Annotated in this window: 16 protein-coding genes; 7 read left to right on the forward strand and 9 right to left on the reverse strand. The window is 70.8% G+C overall.

Annotated features, from left to right (window positions below; translation table 11 throughout):
• Position 1: 1 nt before the first annotated feature.
• From V6V89_RS16870 to V6V89_RS16880, 3 genes are all read right to left on the reverse strand, one after another.
• The gene (locus V6V89_RS16870; RefSeq protein ID WP_334620077.1) at positions 2–520 is read right to left on the reverse strand and encodes a DUF1707 and FHA domain-containing protein; all 519 of its coding nucleotides are present in this window, start codon (positions 518–520) and stop codon (positions 2–4) included.
• 40 nt (positions 521–560) lie between these two features.
• Positions 561–2,744: a DUF6055 domain-containing protein gene (locus V6V89_RS16875; RefSeq protein WP_334620078.1), complete on the reverse strand. Its 2,184-nt coding sequence runs from the start codon at positions 2,742–2,744 to the stop codon at positions 561–563.
• Positions 2,745–2,860: 116 nt separating this feature from the next.
• The gene (locus V6V89_RS16880; RefSeq protein ID WP_334620079.1) at positions 2,861–3,151 is read right to left on the reverse strand and encodes a metal-sensitive transcriptional regulator; all 291 of its coding nucleotides are present in this window, start codon (positions 3,149–3,151) and stop codon (positions 2,861–2,863) included.
• 87 nt (positions 3,152–3,238) lie between these two features.
• On the opposite strand from V6V89_RS16880, the gene V6V89_RS16885 reads away from it, so the two are divergent.
• Positions 3,239–3,448, forward strand: a complete 210-nt coding sequence (locus tag V6V89_RS16885) for a heavy-metal-associated domain-containing protein (RefSeq protein ID WP_334620080.1) — start codon at positions 3,239–3,241, stop codon at positions 3,446–3,448.
• Between the two features lie 178 nt (positions 3,449–3,626).
• Here the strand turns inward: V6V89_RS16885 and V6V89_RS16890 are convergent, their stop codons facing one another.
• From V6V89_RS16890 to shbA, 6 genes are all read right to left on the reverse strand, one after another.
• On the reverse strand, positions 3,627–5,801 hold the full coding sequence (locus V6V89_RS16890; protein WP_334620081.1) for an AMP-binding protein: 2,175 nt from the start codon (positions 5,799–5,801) through the stop codon (positions 3,627–3,629).
• Positions 5,798–6,688, reverse strand: coding sequence for a beta-ketoacyl synthase N-terminal-like domain-containing protein (locus V6V89_RS16895; protein WP_334620082.1), 891 nt, complete (start codon positions 6,686–6,688; stop codon positions 5,798–5,800). The genes V6V89_RS16890 and V6V89_RS16895 overlap by 4 nt, the downstream gene beginning before the upstream one ends.
• Positions 6,681–7,886, reverse strand: coding sequence for a beta-ketoacyl-[acyl-carrier-protein] synthase family protein (locus V6V89_RS16900; RefSeq protein WP_334620083.1), 1,206 nt, complete (start codon positions 7,884–7,886; stop codon positions 6,681–6,683). The genes V6V89_RS16895 and V6V89_RS16900 overlap by 8 nt, the downstream gene beginning before the upstream one ends.
• On the reverse strand, positions 7,876–8,127 hold the full coding sequence (locus V6V89_RS16905) for an acyl carrier protein (RefSeq protein WP_334620084.1): 252 nt from the start codon (positions 8,125–8,127) through the stop codon (positions 7,876–7,878). The genes V6V89_RS16900 and V6V89_RS16905 overlap by 11 nt, the downstream gene beginning before the upstream one ends.
• 928 nt (positions 8,128–9,055) lie before the next feature.
• Positions 9,056–9,841 (reverse strand): hypothetical protein, encoded by a 786-nt coding sequence (locus V6V89_RS16910; protein ID WP_334620085.1) that lies wholly within the window; start codon positions 9,839–9,841, stop codon positions 9,056–9,058.
• Positions 9,838–10,419 carry an RNA polymerase sigma factor ShbA gene (gene shbA, locus V6V89_RS16915; RefSeq protein WP_334620086.1) on the reverse strand — a complete coding sequence of 194 codons (582 nt, stop codon included), beginning with the start codon at positions 10,417–10,419 and terminating at the stop codon, positions 9,838–9,840. Before shbA ends, V6V89_RS16910 begins: the two co-directional genes overlap by 4 nt.
• 156 nt (positions 10,420–10,575) lie before the next feature.
• Between shbA and V6V89_RS16920 the strand changes: the two genes are divergently transcribed.
• Genes V6V89_RS16920 through V6V89_RS16945 form a run of 6 tightly spaced genes read left to right on the forward strand, consistent with a single transcriptional unit; the run spans position 10,576 to position 16,385 of the window.
• Positions 10,576–11,508, forward strand: a complete 933-nt coding sequence (locus V6V89_RS16920; protein WP_334620087.1) for an ABC transporter ATP-binding protein — start codon at positions 10,576–10,578, stop codon at positions 11,506–11,508.
• On the forward strand, positions 11,505–12,257 hold the full coding sequence (locus tag V6V89_RS16925) for an MlaE family ABC transporter permease (protein ID WP_442935156.1): 753 nt from the start codon (positions 11,505–11,507) through the stop codon (positions 12,255–12,257). The genes V6V89_RS16920 and V6V89_RS16925 overlap by 4 nt, the downstream gene beginning before the upstream one ends.
• A 1-nt stretch (position 12,258) precedes the next feature.
• The gene (locus V6V89_RS16930; protein ID WP_334620088.1) at positions 12,259–13,047 is read left to right on the forward strand and encodes an MlaE family ABC transporter permease; all 789 of its coding nucleotides are present in this window, start codon (positions 12,259–12,261) and stop codon (positions 13,045–13,047) included.
• Positions 13,048–13,051: 4 nt separating this feature from the next.
• Complete coding sequence (locus V6V89_RS16935) at positions 13,052–14,326, forward strand: MCE family protein (protein WP_334620089.1); 1,275 nt, start codon at positions 13,052–13,054, stop codon at positions 14,324–14,326.
• Positions 14,323–15,351 (forward strand): MCE family protein, encoded by a 1,029-nt coding sequence (locus tag V6V89_RS16940; RefSeq protein WP_334620090.1) that lies wholly within the window; start codon positions 14,323–14,325, stop codon positions 15,349–15,351. Before V6V89_RS16935 ends, V6V89_RS16940 begins: the two co-directional genes overlap by 4 nt.
• Positions 15,352–15,365: 14 nt before the next feature.
• Positions 15,366–16,385: an MCE family protein gene (locus V6V89_RS16945; protein ID WP_334620091.1), complete on the forward strand. Its 1,020-nt coding sequence runs from the start codon at positions 15,366–15,368 to the stop codon at positions 16,383–16,385.

Below are 16,385 nucleotides of genomic sequence, written 5' to 3' on the forward strand. Positions count from 1 at the left end.
ATCACGCAACGATGCGCAAGCGTTGGGAGCCCAGGTCGACCACGTCGCCGGGGCGGACCGGGGAGGGCGCCTGGAGCTTCCAGCCGTTGATGCGGCTGCCGTTCGTGGAGCCCAGGTCGGACAGCGTCCACTGGCCGTCGGTGCCCATCAGCACCGCGTGCCGGCGGGACACGGTGCCGTCTGGGAGCCGCAGGTCGCACCCGTTGTCGCGGCCGATCACGTAGCTGCCGGGCGCCGGCGGGAGCCGCAGCTCCATCTCCGCCGCCACCGAAGCAACGGACGGCCTCGCAACCGAGCGGGAGGCGCGGTCGAGCCACATCCTGGCCCGCGCCAGCACGCCACGCGCCGGCAGGTCGCCGACGACCGCCTTCAGCTCGCTGCGGCGCCGCGCTTCGAGCGCCATGCGCAGCCGGGAAACGAACGTGATCTCGGAGAGCCGCCCATCTCGCGCCCCGTCACGCAGGGCCCGAACGGCGTCCTGCCGTTCGCGGTGCGAGATGCGCAGCCACTCCGAGGTCATCGCCACATTATCGGTGTATGCCGCTAACCCGTACAGCCCCTCAGCGGGCAGTGCAGGTCAGCGTGGGTACGGCGTTGGTGCCGCCGGATGACGCGATGAAGCCGAACGACGCGCTGGCACCGGCCGCGAGGGCACCGTTCCAGGACACGTTCTGCGCCAGCACGCTCGTGCCGCTGCTGGTCACCGTCGCGTTCCACGCCTGGCTGATGGCCTGGCCGTTCGCGTACGTCCAGCTCACCGTCCAGCCGTTGATCGGCGCGGTACCCGCACGCACGGCCACGTCAGCCTGGAACCCACCCTGCCACTGGCTGGTGATGGTGTAGGTCGCGCTACACCCCGCCCCGGCGGGCGGCGGGGTGGTCGTCGCGGGCGGCGTGGTCGCTGGCGGAGTCGTGGCCGGAGGGGTTGTGGGCGGCGGCGTGGTAGGCGGCGGGGTCGTGGGCTCGGTGCTCCCGGTGATCGCCAGTTCCTCCGTGGTGAAGGTGCCGTGCTCCGGGTTGATGTCGACCTCGGTCGAGCCGCTGCCGCAGGCCCGGTCGGGGTTGAACATCAGGTACGTACCGGACGAGCAGTTGCCGCCGGTGGGGCCGGCCGGCGGCTCGGCGTCGCCACCGATGATCGCGCTGCCACCGATGGTGACCCCACCGTGGACGATCGCGTTGTGCCGGACGATCGCGTTGCCGGTAACCGTGCCGCCGTTGACCCATGCGAGGTCTTCGATCCGGGCGTTGCCGCTCACCGTGCCGCTGAAGACCGCGGCGCGCGGCCCGACGTACGCGGTGGCGGCCACGTTGGCGTTGCCGGCGACCCAGCCGCCGCCGTTGGAGTGCCAGCGCCCGCCGTTGGTGGCCGCCGGCTTCTGGTACCCAGCCTGGTGGCCGTCCGGGATCGCGCCGGAGATGCGGAACTCGTACGGGTAGCGGCGGTTCTTCGGCCAGCCGTCGAGGAAGGCGTACTTCGGTACGGCGCTGGCCGGGGTGCCGGTGACGACCAGGTAGACCTCGGTCTCGCCGGCCTGGGTCTGGAAACTGACCTGCCCGCTGGTGCCCTGCGTGAGCGGCCCGTACCGCGGAGTGCTGCCGTTGCGCACCGCGACGAAGCCGAAAGTCCAGCCGGTGGCGCCGGTCTCGGCATGGCCCTTGAGGTGCAGGCGGATCAACGCGCCGCTGCTGTCCGGTACGAGCTTGATCTTGTTGTACCCGTAGTCCGACGGCGCCATCGCGTCCGAGATCCGGTAGTGACGGGCGCTGGCGTTGACCGCCTCGACCGGCACGCCGTTGTACGCGTTGAGGAAGCCGGCCCCGTACACGTTGTTGATGAACCCGATGAAGTCGGCGCGGTTGCTGTAGTCCCAGGTGACGTTGTGCTGGGCGTACTCGCCGATGCGACGGTTCAGCTCCGTCTGCGTGATGCCCGCGATCCGGCGGTACGTCTCCAGGGGGTGCTCGGTGTTGCGGGCCTCGTTCCAGATCCGGTTGAACATCGCGAGCCCGTCGCGGTCCTTGATGTACTGCAACAGCATCCACGCGCCGTAGTGGTGGCGGCTCGAGCTGTAGTACAGGTTTTCCGTTCGCAGCCATCGGGTCAGGTCGCCGGCGGCCGTGCGCGGATACACCTGCATGGCCATGAACTCGGCGCTGGCCTCCCAGAACGTGCCGGCCGACGGGTGTGTGAAGCCCATACCGGAGCGACCGAGGAAGGTGTAGTTCTGGAACACGTGCGCCAGCTCGTGCGCGAGGCCCCACGATCCGGGCTGCGCCGCACCGGGTGCGACGTTGATGACGCCGACCCGGCCATCCGTCGAGCCGCCGGTCGCCCAGGCGTCCAGCGCGGTCCGGTTCCAGGTGCGCGTGATGATCACGATGATCTTGTGCTCGGCAAGGAGCCCTGTCTCTGACGTGAACCGCATCGTGTTCACGTAGAAGGAGTACAGGTTCTCCAACTGGCTGAGGATGTTGTCCGGGTCGAAGCGGAACTCCGAGGGCGCACTCATGGGATTGGTACCCGACTTCTCGCCCCATAGCAGAATGAAGTTCACTGACTCCTTGGTGCGTTCTGGCGCCCACGGCACCTCACCGGTGCTCTGCCACCGCGCCGGGATGAAGACGGTCTTGGCGGCGGCGGACGCCTCGGGCATCAGGCGCGGCAGGCCGAAGGACACGCCGACCGCGAGCAACGCTGTCGCGATCAGCAGATATCGGCGCCACGATGGCCGGTTGGTCATGGCAATCCTCTGGTAGACGACGGGGTTGATCCTCGCCCGGAGAGGATGCACCGAACATGGTGAATGTCCGGTCTTCGGATGTCAAGACCATCGATGGAAGCGCTCCCGCGCACCCCTTAGCCGCGTTTCATCAAGCGCCCGACGGCGGCCATCATCTCCGTCGCCATCTCGTCGGAGCGGCCGTCGGCGGCGCCCTCGTGCATGCAATGGCGGGCGTGGCCATCGAGGAGACCGAGCGCGACCTTGTCGAGGGCGGCCTGGATGGCGGAGATCTGCGTCAGCACTTCGATGCAGTACCGGTCGTCGTCGACCATCCGCTCGATGCCGCGGACCTGGCCCTCGACCCTGCGCAGCCGCGCGAGCAGCTGGTCCTTGCTGGCGGTGTAACCGCGAACAGGTGTGGTCATTCCCTAAGGATAGCCAAACCCCCGGGGGGTATGCTAGGTTCCTGATACCCCAGCGGGGTAATTTGGCAGCAGGGGAAGGAGCAACCAGTGATCACCCAGACCTACCGCGTCAAGGGCATGACCTGTGGCCACTGCGTCAACTCGGTCAGCAGTGAGGTTGGCGCGCTTCCCGGCGTCGACAACGTCCAGGTCGACCTCACGTCCGGCACGGTCACCGTGGCGAGCACCGCGGCCCTCGACGAGCAGGCCGTCCGCGACGCCGTCGACGAGGCCGGATACGAGCTTGTCAGCGCCTGACACACGCGGAAGGCGCTGAAGGGCAGGTGGCTCAACAGCGTGACGCCGGCGAACGCGACCGCCGTGGAGAGGGCGCTCGTGATCCCGACCACCGCAAGCGCCCACCACCCGCTGCTCGGCCCGACGGCCGGCCCGTAGCCGCGTTACCGACGGGAGCCAACCGGTTACCCGCCTGTCCTCAATAATGCCGGCGCTCGCTCCGCTCCCGCGGGCGAAAGATCTTCTGAATCACCTCCGCGGTCCGCACCGGGTTGGTCGCGACGAAATAGTGATCACCGTCGACCGCGTGCGCCGTCGACACGAGGTCCGCGGGCAGGGTCGCGGCGATCGCGTCCAGCGTGCAGAGCGGGTCGTGGGTACCGGCCAGCACGTGTACCGCCGTGCCGAGCGACCCCTCCCAGCCCTGCGCCACCAGTGCGAGGTCGCGCCGGAACCGCGGCAGCACCAGCCGCCGCACCTCGTCCGGCGTGAGCGAGGTACGCGGCAGCAGCCCGGTCCTCAGCAGCTCGACGACCAGCGTCTCGTCGTCCAGCGCCAGGAACTCGCGCGGAACCCGCCCCGCCCACACCGGCAGCGCCGAGAGCACGACGTGCCCGTCATCCAGCCGCCCGCCCGCGAGCCCGGCCACCTCGGCGGCCAGCACCGCGCCCACGCTGTGCCCGAGCAGCACCGAACCGTCGGAGACGTACGGCGTGATCGCCTTCCACCAGGCCTCGGCCGCCTCGCCGAGCGTGACGCCGTTGCGGTACGACGCCTCGCCGGCCACCACACGCCAGCCGGGCAGGTGCCGAGCCAACCGGGTGAACGAGCCGGAGGAGCCGCCCGCGTACGGGATGCAGACGAGCGTGCGGCCCGGGTCGTTGCGCAGTACCCGCATCGTCACCGACGCCACCTCGCGCACTCCGGCGGCCCGCAGCTTGAACCGGGCCAGCTTGCCGGTCGACGTCACCGGGAGCCGGTCGACCACCTCGACCACCGCGGGTCGCTTGAAAGCCGGCACCTTGGTCCGGAAGGCGCGGTTCGCCGCCGCGCGCACCGCGTCGAATTCCGCGCCAGGGGCCGCCACCAGGTACGCCACGGCCTGTTCCAGGCCACGATCGTCGCGGGAACCGACGACCGCGCACTGGGCCACGCCCTCGACGCCGAGCACCGCGGCCTCGATCTCGAACGGAGACACCTTGTAGCCGCCCACGTTGATGAGATCATCGCGCCGGCAGATGAACTCGACCACACCGCCGGGCCCGCGCCGCACGATATCGCCCGTGTACGCGCCGCCGTCGGCGAACGTCCGGGTGGTCGCCTCGGGACGGTCGAGGTACCCGGCCGCGACCGAAGCGCCCGTGATGTGCAGCCGACCGGGCGAGCCGTTCGTCACCGGCTTGCCGTCGTCGTCGCGGACCGAGATCCGGACGCCCGGCACCGCCGTGCCCGTCGAACCGGGCTGCGTGCCACGGGTCGCCACGACGATGTGCAGCACCTCGGTCGCGCCGAGCCCGTTGATGATCGGAGTGCCGTACCGCTTGACGAACCACTCGCAGATCGGGGCGGGCAGGTGCTCGCCCGCGGAGACCGCGAGCCGCAGGCTTCCGAGATCCTTCCTCTCGTCGAGGAGCGCCGCGTACATGCGCGGCACCGAGCAGAGCACGGTCGGCCGGTGCGCGGCGACGGCGGCAGCCACCTTGAAAACGTCCGGCGGGCCGGTCATCAGCACGGCCCGTGCCCCGGCGGCCAGCGGAAACAGCAACGAGTTGCCGAACCCGTACCCGAACGAGAGCTTCGCCGTGGACAGTACGGTGTCGCTCGGGCCGAGCGAGAGCAGCTTGCCGAACCCACCCAGCACACTGTCGATGCCGGCCCGAGTGTGCAGCACGCCCTTGGGCCTGCCCGTACTGCCGGACGTGTACTGGATGAGCACCACGTCGCCGCCCTCCTGGGCGACCAGCGGCGGCGCGTCACCCGTCTCACCGGGTACCGCCCAGTCGTCGCCGCCCCGCGGCACGTCGAACGGGCCGGTCACCGGCAGCTTGGCCGCCGCACCAGCGTCTAGGTGCAGGAACGCGGCGTAGCAGTCCTTCGCGACGAACTCGATCTCCGGCACGGTCAGCATCGGGCTCACCGGCACCGGGATGCCCCCGTTCCACCACACCGCGAGGATCGCCACCACGGCGGGTACCGAGTCGTCCGCGACGACCAGTGCCCGCGAGCCCGGCCGGAACCCGGTGTCCGCCAAGCGGCTCGCGTACGCCCGGACCGCCCGGCCCAGGTCCGCGTAGGTCATCTGGCCGGCGCCGTCCACATAGGCCACCGACTCACCCGGAGCGCCCAGCAGACGCTCGACGATGTTGACGTTCACGATGACGAGACCTCCAGTACCACGGCGTTTGCACGCGTGTCTATGGCGAGCGCCAGGATGGTGACGGGACGGGTGGTTTCACCGCACAGCGCGACCGCACAGACCGCCGCGATGAGGCCGCCGGCCGCCCCGAAGTCGCCGAGCGTCCGCTCGACGTGCCACACCGGGTACGGCAGGCGCTTCGCCAGCGCCTCGGCGATCCCGGTGTCGGGCGTCGCGACGACGAGGCCCGCCGCGGCACCGAGCGCCGCCTCGTCCAGTGCGCCGCGGTGGCGAGTGCGGACGTACGCGCCATTCGTCTGATCACCCGCGGGTGCCAGGGCCAGGCAGGCCGCTCCCTCCGCCGATATGAATCCGCTCGGCGTGCGCCACGGGCTCACCGCCGCCGAGCCGCCGGCCAGTACACCGGTCGCGTCGCCGGTGGCGATGAGCCGGATCGCCTCGGCTATCGCCGAGAGCCCTGCCGTGGCGCCGCCGGTCAGGGTGAGGTTCGGCCCCACAAGGCCCAGCCGGATCGAGATCATGGCTGCCGGAATGTTGAACGCTGATGCGGGACCGAGCGCAGGGCTGGCCAGCCCCGGGTCCAGTGTGGACGCCTCGGTGCAGATCGTCGCGTACTCGGTCAGCCCCGCCGTCGAGCTTGCCCACGCCACTGCGGCGGCGTCGCGCGGCCCACCCGGGTCGGCCTCTGCCGCCGCGGCGAGCGCCAGCCGCGACTCGTGTGCCATGTTCCGGAGCCCGCGCGTGCCGATCCGCTCCGGCATCCGCGGGTCGACCAGGTCACCGCCGACCGGTGCCTCCCGAGCGATCAGCCAGCCGGCCAGTTCGTCGGTACCGCCAACACCAGACAGTCGCAGGCCCACACGCGCGACCGCGGCCCTAGCCATCGTCGCCCTTCCCGAGCAGTACCGTCGACACCCCGCCACCAAAGCCGTATGCCTGGCTGAGCACGACGTCCACCGTGGTCTTCCGGCCACCGGGCGGCACCAGGTCGACGCCGGCGCAGTCGGGGTCCGGCTCCAGCAGCGTCACGTTGCCCGGGATGCGGTTCTCTCCCAACGCCTTCACCGCGATGACCGCCTCCAGCGTGGCGGCACCACCCTCGGCGTGCCCGAGCTGACCCTTGACCGACGACAGCACCGGGCGGCGCTTGCCCGCCAGGGCCTTGGCGACCGCGCGCGCCTCCACACCGTCGTTCGCGGGCGTACCCGTGCCGTGCGCGCACACCCAGTCCACGTCGTCCGCGTTCAGGCCGGCGCGGGTGAGGCAGGTGTGGATCGTCGCGATCAGGCCCGAGCCGTCGGGATGCGGCTGCGTGACGCTGTACGCGTCGGCCGCCGACGCCGTGGCCAACACCCGGGCCAGCGGCTCGACACCGCGCGCCAGGGCGCGTTCGGGGCGCTCCAGCACCAGTACGCCGGCGCCCTCGCCGGGCATCGTGCCGCGCCTGCCCGCGTCGAACGGCCGGATCGTGTCCGGTGCCAGCGCGCGCATCGCCGTGAAGAACGCGAACACCTCCAGCGACAACTCGTCCACACCACCACAGATCGCCACGTCGACCTCGCCCGCCGCGACCGCCGCGCAGCCCGCCGCGATCGCTGTGTTGCCGGCCGAGCAGCCCGGCGCGAACAGCACCACCGGACCGTTGACGGCCACCATCTGGCAGAGCGTCGACAGCAGTTCGTCCGGATCCGCCCACGTACGGTCCGAGACCCCGAGCCGTCCAGGACCGATCGCGCGGTCCAGCACCGGCCGGGTACCCATCACCGTGCCGACGAAGACACCCAACTTCTCCCGCCGGGCCCGGGGCGCGATGCCCGCCTGGCCCAACGCTTCCAGAGCCGCCGCGCTCAGGTAGCGGGCCACCAGCGACTCGTGATGCGGCAGCGCCGCGTCCAGCGCGGCCACCGTCTGTGCCGGGATCTCCCCCGCCCGCTGGGTCGGGTACCCGGACACGTCGAAGCGGGTGACCGGACCGGTCAGCACCCGCCCACCGACAATGGCGTCCCACAGCGCGGTGACGCCCAGGCCGGCGACCGAAACCGCGCCGACACCGGACACCGCGACCGCTCCCCTACGGTCCAATGTGGAGACCCTTACCGCGCAGTACCGCGAGCGTGTCACCGATGTCACGAAGGCCGGCCGCCTCCTCGTCGGTGAGCTTCACGCCCAGCTGTCGTTCGATGCGCACCACCAGCTCAACCTTCTGGAGTGAGTCGATCCCGAGGTCCTCGTAGAACGACGCGCCCTCGGTGACCTCCTCAGGTCCGACCTCGAACACCTCTGCCGCCAGGTCGCGTAGCCGAGCAGCCGACACATTGGGCACCGCCCTCTCCTCACCTGTCCGCCGTGTCGCCGCCGGGGCCGACGGCCAGGCGAAGCACACACCTGATCAAGTCCGCGCCGTCGCACATGGGGTCCGTCATTTCGCTCTTGACACAGCGCTCGCGCCCCTCCAGTCCCCACCCCGCATCCCCCACGCCACCCGCACGGACTGCGCACCCTCCCACACGGACCGCACGCCGCCGGCGCGGACCGCACGCCCTCCCGCGCGGACCGCACACCCTCCCCGCGCGGACCGCACACCCTCCCCGCGCGGACCGCACACCCTCCCCGCGCGGACCGCACACCCTCCCCGCGCGGACCGCACACCCTCCCCGCGCGGACCGCACACCCTCCCCGCGCGGACCGCACACCCTCCCCGCGCGGACCGCGGGCCCTCCCGCGCGGACCGCACGCCCTCCCGCGCGGACCGCGGGCCCTCCCCGTCGATCAAGGGCGAATGCACGTGGTTCGATCTCTTTTCCACGTGCATTCGCCCTTGATCGACAGAATCTCCCTTGATCGGCGACCTTGCGCGGCGTCCTCAATCGCATCCCACCGCGCAGCCTGCGCCGGGCGACCAACGTGCGGCGTTGGAGCCGCGGTATTGGGGAAACCGCGCCGCTCCCGCACTTAACTCAATGCATTGATCAGGGAACATCGCATCGATCAAGGGCAAACGCACGCGGAAAAGAGATCAAAGTACGTGCATTCGTCCTTGATCGGCGGGAGAGAGCGCGCTCCGCGCAGAGCGGGCAGCGCGCAGAGCGGGCAGCGCACAGAGCGGGCAGCGCACAGAGCGGGCAGCGCACAGAGCGGGCAGCGCACAGAGCGGGCAGCGCACAGAGCGGGCAGCGCACAGAGCGGGCAGCGCACAGAGCGGGCAGCGCACAGAGCGGGCAGCGGGCAGGGCGGAGGGTAGGGGCGCGGGGCTAGTCGCCCAGCAGTGGGGGGAGGGTGGGGAGGGGGAGGTTGGGCAGCAGGGATGGGAGCGGGAGGAGGCCGGGCTGGGACGAGCGCTCCGGGGACGGCGACGGTGACGCGGGCGCGGGCGGGGCGGCGGGGTTGCCGGCGGTGCCGGGCGACACGGTCGGCGCCGGCTGGGTCGAGGGCGTGGGGGCCGGCGCCAGCACCGATGGGCTGGCGGCGCCGAGCTGCTTGCGGAGCGCGCCGATGTCGTCGCGAAGCCGGCGGGCGGCCGGCTCGTCGTCGACCTTCGCCACGTGGGCGTCGGCCTCATCGAGCTGACGCGCCGCCGCGTCGTGCTTGCCGGCGGCCAGCGCCGCGCGGGCGAGCGCGATCGCGTTCTCGGCGGCGCGGATCTCGGCCTGCTGGGGGTACACGACCTCGGTGATGGGCCACAGTGGACCGCCGGGTTCGGACTGGTATGTGGCGACGCCGAGGCCGGTCAGCAGGATGGCGCCCGCCGCGGCGCCCATCACGGCGCGGGCGAGCCGGCGCGGCCGGAGAACGACAACGGTCGCCGCGCTGCCGGCACCGGCTTCGGGGGCGTCGACCGCGACGCCGGGGCCGGCGGCGGCACGGCCCACAACCGTGATGTCATCGGGAGCGTCGGGGTCGAGGTCGGCGCGCCATGCGAACAGCATCTCGGCGACCGGGTCCGCGTCGGCGGGGAGTGAGCCCTGGCCGAGCGCGTCGAGCAGCGCGTCGTCGGCCGCGATGGTGGGCAGGCCGTCGGGCGGGTTGATCGTGCTCATGCCGCCGTCACCTCGTCGAGTGCGCTCCCAGCCAGGGTACGCAGCCGGGCGAGGCCGCGGGACTGCGCGACCCGTACCGCCGCCGCCGACATGCCCATCACGACGCCAACCTCCTCGGCGGACAGGCCGACCGCGACGCGCAACAGGACGATCTCCCGCTGGGCTTCGGGGAGGCGGCTGAGCAGAGCGGACAGGCGGCGGGCCAGGTCGGTGGCGACCGCCTGCTGCTCGGGTCCGGGGGCGCCGTCGGGCCGGTCGAGCACCGCCTCGGTGGGCGTTACAGCCGAGTCGCGGATGGCGGCGCGCTGGGCGTCGGCCACCTTGTGGGCCGCGATGGCGTACACGAACGCGGCGAACGGCCGGCCCTCGTCACGGTACTGGGGCAGCGCCCGAAGGACGGCGATGCAGACCTCCTGCGCGACGTCGTCGGCGGTGGTGTACGCGCCGCCGATCCGGCCGAGCCGCGCCCGGCAGTACCGCACCAAACCAGGACGAAGTTCGGCAAGTAGGGCGGATGTCGCGCGCGGGTCGCGCTGTGCGGCCCGCCGGACCAGTTCCGGCTCTATCGCTGCGGTCATGTCATCGCTGCGGTCATGTCGCGTTCGGCGCATCCTCGTTACTCACCAGTTAACTTCCGCACCGTACCGGTGAGCAGCCGAAACCGCTACCGGGAAAAATCTGGTGTAACACCCGGACGCCGTACCCCGATATCTACCGCAGAGGGAGGGCGGCGGATGGGTGTCGAGGTACGCGTCGAAGGGCTGACGAAGTCGTTCGGCGCTCACGCGGTCTGGTCAGACGTGACCCTGACCCTGCCCGCGGGCGAGATCTCGGTACTGCTGGGCCCGTCCGGTACCGGCAAATCGGTCTTTCTCAAGACCCTGGTCGGGCTGCTCAAGCCCGACCGGGGCTCGATCTGGATCGCGGACAACGACCTGCCACGCCTGTCCGAGCGCGCGCTGTACGAGGTCCGCAAGCTGTTCGGCGTCCTCTTCCAGGACGGGGCGCTCTTCGGCTCGATGAACCTCTATGACAATGTTGCTTTCCCACTGCGCGAGCACACCCGGCGTCCTGAGTCGGAGATCAAGAAAATCGTCTTCGAGAAGCTCGAGATGGTCGGCCTCGTGGGTGCGGAGGGGAAACTCCCGGGCGAGATCTCTGGGGGCATGCGCAAGCGTGCTGGTCTCGCCCGGGCTCTCGTCCTGGATCCCGAAATCATCCTCTTCGACGAGCCGGACTCCGGGCTCGACCCGGTGCGCACCGCCTACCTGAACCAGCTCATCATCGACCTCAACCAGCAGACCGGCGCGACGTTCCTCATCGTCACGCACGACATCAACACCGCGCGCACCGTCCCGGACAACATCGGGCTCATCTACCACGGGCACCTGGCGATGTTCGGGCCGCGCGAGATGCTGCTGTCGAGCACCGAGCCGGTGGTGCGGCAGTTCCTCAACGCGCAACGGATCGGCCCGATCGGCATGGCCGAGGAGAAGGACGCCGACGAGCTCCAGGCCGAGGCGGACTCCGGTGTGGAGCTTGCGCCACTGCCACCGATACCGCTTCAGCTGCGGCCGTCCGACGGCGCTCCGCGCCGCGCGGAGCACACGCCGGGGCTCTGGTGCCGGGAAAACGGGGTCACGCCACCGCCGGGGTCGTTCTCGTGATCAGGCAGTCGGGGCACTTCATCGCGTTCTCTCTGGACACGCTGCGCGGTATGGCGCGGCGTCCGTTTCAGGTGCGCGAGTTCATTCAGCAGGCGTGGTTCATCAGCTCGGTCTCCATCCTGCCGGCCGCGCTGGTCGCCATCCCATTCGGCGCGGTGATCGCGCTGCAGCTGGGTTCTCTGGTACGCCAGCTCGGCGCGCAGTCGTTCACCGGTGCCGCCTCGGTACTGGCGGTGGTGCGCGAGGCGGGACCGATCGTGACCGCGCTCATCATCGCGGGTGCGGGCGGCTCGGCGATCTGTGCCGACCTGGGCGCCCGGAAGATTCGCGAAGAGCTGGACGCCATGCAGGTGCTCGGCATCGACCCGATCCAGCGGCTGGTCGTGCCGCGCGTGGTCGCCGCGATGCTGGTGGCTGTTCTGCTCAACGGTGTCGTGAGCGTCGTCGGCGTCTCGGGCGGCTACCTGTTCAACGTGGTGCTCCAGGACGGCACTCCGGGCGCGTACCTGGCCAGCTTTCAGGCGCTGGGCCAACTGCCCGACCTCATCGTTGGCGAGGTCAAGGCGCTGCTGTTCGGTGCCGTGGCGGCGCTGGTGGCCTCGTACAAGGGGATGAACGCCAAGGGCGGTCCGAAAGGCGTCGGCGACGCGGTGAACCAGAGCGTCGTCATCACGTTCATGTTGCTTTTCGCCCTGAACTTCGTCGTCACTGCCCTGTACTTCCAGCTCGTGCCGCAGAAGGGGTCCTGAGATGCTGCAGAGCCTCGGTGGGCAGCTGGCCTTCTACCTGCGGGCGTTCGCGTGGACCCCGCGCGCGGTGCGGCGGTACAAGCGCGAGGTGGCCCGGCTGCTGGCCGAGGTCAGCTTCGGCCGCGGCGCGCTCGCGGTGGCCGGCGGCACGGTCGGCGTGATCTGCTTCCTGACCTTCTTCACGGGTACGGAGGTCGGCCTCCAGGGCTACCAGGCGCTGAACCAGATCGGCAGCAGCGCGTTCACCGGCTTCGTGTCGGCGTACTTCAACACCCGCGAGATCGCCCCGCTGGTGGCCGCGCTGGCTCTCTCGGCAACCGTCGGGTGTGGATTCACCGCGCAGCTCGGCGCGATGCGCATCTCGGAGGAGGTCGACGCCCTCGAGGTGATGGGCATACCGTCCCTGCCGTTCCTGGTGACCACCCGGATGATCGCGGCGTTCGTCGCCATCATCCCGCTGTACGTGATCGGCCTGCTCTCCAGCTACCTGGCGACACGCACGATCGCGGTCTTCTACTTCGGACAGTCGGCCGGCACCTACGACTACTACTTCGACCTGTTCCTGCCGCCGGTCGACGTGCTGTGGTCGTTCGGCAAGGTGCTGGTGTTCAGCGTGATCGTCGTGCTCGTGCACTGCTACTACGGGTACACGGCGACGGGTGGACCGGCCGGTGTGGGCGTGGCGGTCGGCCGTGCGGTGCGAACGGCGATCGTCTCCGTCAACATCGTCGACTTCTTCCTGTCGCTCGCCATCTGGGGCGCGACCACGACGGTACGGATCGCGGGGTGACGGCGTGAAGCATCGGGTACTCGGCATCGTCTTCATCGCGTTGCTCACGGCGGCTCTGTCGGCGGCGGTCCTCCAGTACAACAAGGCGTTCACCTCCGTCGCCTGGGTGACGCTCCTCGCCGACCGCAGCGGCATGCAGCTCAGCCGCGGCGCCGAGGTGAAGCTGCGCGGCGTCGTCGTTGGTGACGTGCGGTCGATCAGCAGCGACGGCAGCGGCGCGAGGCTGCGGCTGGCCCTCGACCCCGAGGTGACTTCGCAGATCCCGGCCGACGTGACCGCGCGGCTGCTGCCCAAGACGCTCTTCGGCGAGCGGTACGTGGCGCTGGCCGCGCCGGACGGCACGAGCGCCGCGCCGATCCGTGATGGTGCGACCATCACGCAGGACCGCACGCGCAACGGCATCGAGCTGGAGCGGGTGCTCGACGACGCGCTGCCGCTGCTCCAGTCGATCCGCCCGGACCGGCTGGCCGCCACGCTGAGCGCGCTCGCCACGGCGCTGGAGGGGCGCGGCGACCAGGTCGGCGACAACCTGGTGCTGCTGGATGCGTACCTGAAGGCGCTGAACCCCCAGATGCCGGTGATCGCCGAAGACGTGCGCAAGCTGGCCGCGGTGGTCGACGCGTACGACGCGGCGCTGCCGGACCTGATGTCGATCCTGCGCGACGTGACCGTGACCGCCACGACCGTGTACGACCAGCGCACCCAGCTCGCCGCGCTGCTCGCCAGCACGACCGGTGCCGCCGATGTGTCGCGCATCTTCCTGGACCGGCACGGTGACCAGCTGATCCGGCTGGGCGACGTGAGCCGGCCGGTGCTGGAACTGCTCGCCGCCTACGCACCCGAGTACCCGTGCCTGCTGAAGGGTCTGGTCGCACTGGAGCCGCGCGTCGCGGAGTCGTTCGAGAACGGGCGGTTCCACATCACGCTGGAGGTGACCAGGGACGGTGGGAAGTACGTGTCCGGGCGGGACGATCCGGTGTACGGCGCGGACGACGGTCCACTGTGTCACGGACTGCCGAACCCGAAGCGGCCGGCGCCCGGATACCCCATCGCCGACGGATACGACTACGGGGCGAACCGGTCCCCCGTGAAGCTGCCCATCGGCCTGCCGAGCGTGACGCAGAGCCCCGACATGGGCGTCGCCGGCACGACCGAGGAGAAGGACGTGCTCAAGCCGATCGTCGGCGCGGCCACCGGCACGCTGCCGGTGGAGGTGCCCGACATCGCGGTGCTCCTGTGGGGCCCGCTGCTGCGCGGAGCGGTGGTGAACACGCCGTGAAGACCGGAAAACCGCTGCTGAAGCTGCTCATCTTCGCGACCGTCACGGTGCTGCTGACCGGTGCGCTCGCCCAGACGCTCGGGTCGTTCGACTTCGGCGGCACCACCTACCGGGCCCGGTTCACCGACGTCACCGGGCTGCTCGGCGGCGACGACGTGCGCATCGCCGGCGTGCGGGTGGGCCAGGTGCGCGACATCCGGGTGGTCGACAACTCGGTCGCCGAGGTGACGTTCACGGTGGACGACGACGTCCCGGTCGCCGCGAGCGTGCTGGCGAAGATCCGGTACCGAAATCTCGTCGGCCAGCGGTACATCGCGCTGAGCGAAGGCCCTGGCGACGGCGGGCCGCTGCGCCCGCGCGGCCTGATCCCGCTCTCCCAGACGGCGCCCGCACTCGACCTGACCGCGCTGTTCAACGGGTTCCGTCCGCTGTTCACCGCGCTCACGCCGGACGACGTCAACAAGCTGGCGTACGAGATCATCCAGGTGCTGCAGGGTGAGGGCGGCACCGTGGCCAGCCTGCTGCGGCGCACCGCCTCGGTGACGAACACGCTCGCCGACCGCGACGCGGTGATCGGGCGCGTGGTCACCAACCTCAACCAGGTGCTGTCCACTCTGGCCAGTCGCGACCAGGAGCTGGACCAGACCATCGGGTCGCTCCAGCAGTTCGTCAGCGGGCTCGCGGCGGACCGGGTGGCCATCGGCAACGCGGTAGACAGCCTCGCCGACCTCACCGGGGCGACCGCCGATCTGCTGCACGACGCCCGGCCGGCCATCGCCGCCGACGTGGCGTCGCTCGACACGCTCGCCGGCACGCTGAACCGCAACTCAGCCGTCATCGACGAGACGCTCGCTGAGCTGCCGGGGCGGTACGAGGCGCTGACCCGGGTGGCGTCGTACGGCTCGTGGTTCAACTTCTATCTCTGCGACTTCGACGGCCGGGTGACCGTGGGCAGTCAGAGCCTGAACCCGGCGACTTTCAGCTCGCCGGCCGCCCGCTGCGCCGCGCCAGGGGGTGCGCGATGATGCACCCCAGGAAAATGCTCCGCTTCGCTCCACGGTTCCGCAGGGGACCCCGCAAGCCGTTCCGGGAGCGGAACCCGGTCGTGGTCGGCGCGATCGGGCTCGCGGTGCTGGTCGGGGCGGTCGTCACCGCGTTCCGCATCGACGAGATCGCGGCGCTCAGCGCACGCGGCTACCAGGCGGCCTTCCGTGACGCGAGCGGCCTCGCGCCGGGCAACGAGGTGCGCGTCGCGGGGGTGCGCGTCGGCAAGGTGACCGATGTGGACCTGGGCCGGCAGGGCGGCGCCATGTACGTGCGGGTCAGCTTCCGGGTCGAGGACGACGGCATCCGTCTGGGTACGCGGACCGCCGCCACCATCCGCATCAAGACCGTGCTGGGCCAGAAGTACCTGGCGCTGGCACCGGCGGGCGACGGGCGGATGCGGGAGGGCGACGAGATCCCGCTCGACCGCACCGCGTCACCGTTCGACGTGCTGCAGGCGGTGACCGGACTCGCCGACACCGTCGATCAGATCGACAGCCAGCAGCTCGCGACCGCGTTCACCACGCTCTCCCAGGCGTTCGCGGACACACCGTCGAGCGTGGAGTCGTCGCTCGACGGGCTCTCCCGGCTTTCTCAGACGATCGCGAGCCGCGACGCCGAGCTGCGCCAGCTGCTCGACCGGGCGCGCACGGTCACGCAGGTGCTGGCCGAGCGCGATGAGGAGTTCCGCAAGCTGGTAGCCGACGGCGACGCGCTGCTGCGCGAGGTGAGCCGGCGCCGCGACGCCATCCACGAGCTGCTGGTCGGCACCAACGAGCTGGCGGTGCAGCTGTCTGGCCTGGTCGCCGACAACCGCGCGCAGCTTGAGCCGGCGCTCAAGCAGTTGCGCGGCGTCGTCGGGATTCTCCAGCGCAACCGCGACAACCTGGAGCAGTCGATCGAGAAGATGAGCCCGTTCCTCGACGCGTTCGCCAACGTGGTCGGAAACGGCCGCTGGTTCGACTCGTACGTCAGCGGGCTGCTCCAGCCGTACACGCCGACGGGAGGCCGCTGA

Origin of the sequence: Micromonospora sp. CPCC 206061 (genome assembly GCF_036906915.1) — a bacterium.
GTDB lineage: Bacteria > Actinomycetota > Actinomycetes > Mycobacteriales > Micromonosporaceae > Phytohabitans.

Coding starts and splice junctions, on each gene's coding strand:
- V6V89_RS16880 (WP_334620079.1), bottom strand. CDS start 3,151: ATGACCACACCTGTTCGCGGTTACACCGCCAGCAAGGACCAGCTGCTC.
- V6V89_RS16895 (WP_334620082.1), bottom strand. CDS start 6,688: ATGGCTAGGGCCGCGGTCGCGCGTGTGGGCCTGCGACTGTCTGGTGTT.
- V6V89_RS16875 (WP_334620078.1), bottom strand. CDS start 2,744: ATGACCAACCGGCCATCGTGGCGCCGATATCTGCTGATCGCGACAGCG.
- V6V89_RS16930 (WP_334620088.1), top strand. CDS start 12,259: ATGCTGCAGAGCCTCGGTGGGCAGCTGGCCTTCTACCTGCGGGCGTTC.
- V6V89_RS16945 (WP_334620091.1), top strand. CDS start 15,366: ATGCTCCGCTTCGCTCCACGGTTCCGCAGGGGACCCCGCAAGCCGTTC.
- V6V89_RS16870 (WP_334620077.1), bottom strand. CDS start 520: ATGACCTCGGAGTGGCTGCGCATCTCGCACCGCGAACGGCAGGACGCC.
- shbA (WP_334620086.1), bottom strand. CDS start 10,419: ATGACCGCAGCGATAGAGCCGGAACTGGTCCGGCGGGCCGCACAGCGC.
- V6V89_RS16910 (WP_334620085.1), bottom strand. CDS start 9,841: ATGAGCACGATCAACCCGCCCGACGGCCTGCCCACCATCGCGGCCGAC.
- V6V89_RS16920 (WP_334620087.1), top strand. CDS start 10,576: ATGGGTGTCGAGGTACGCGTCGAAGGGCTGACGAAGTCGTTCGGCGCT.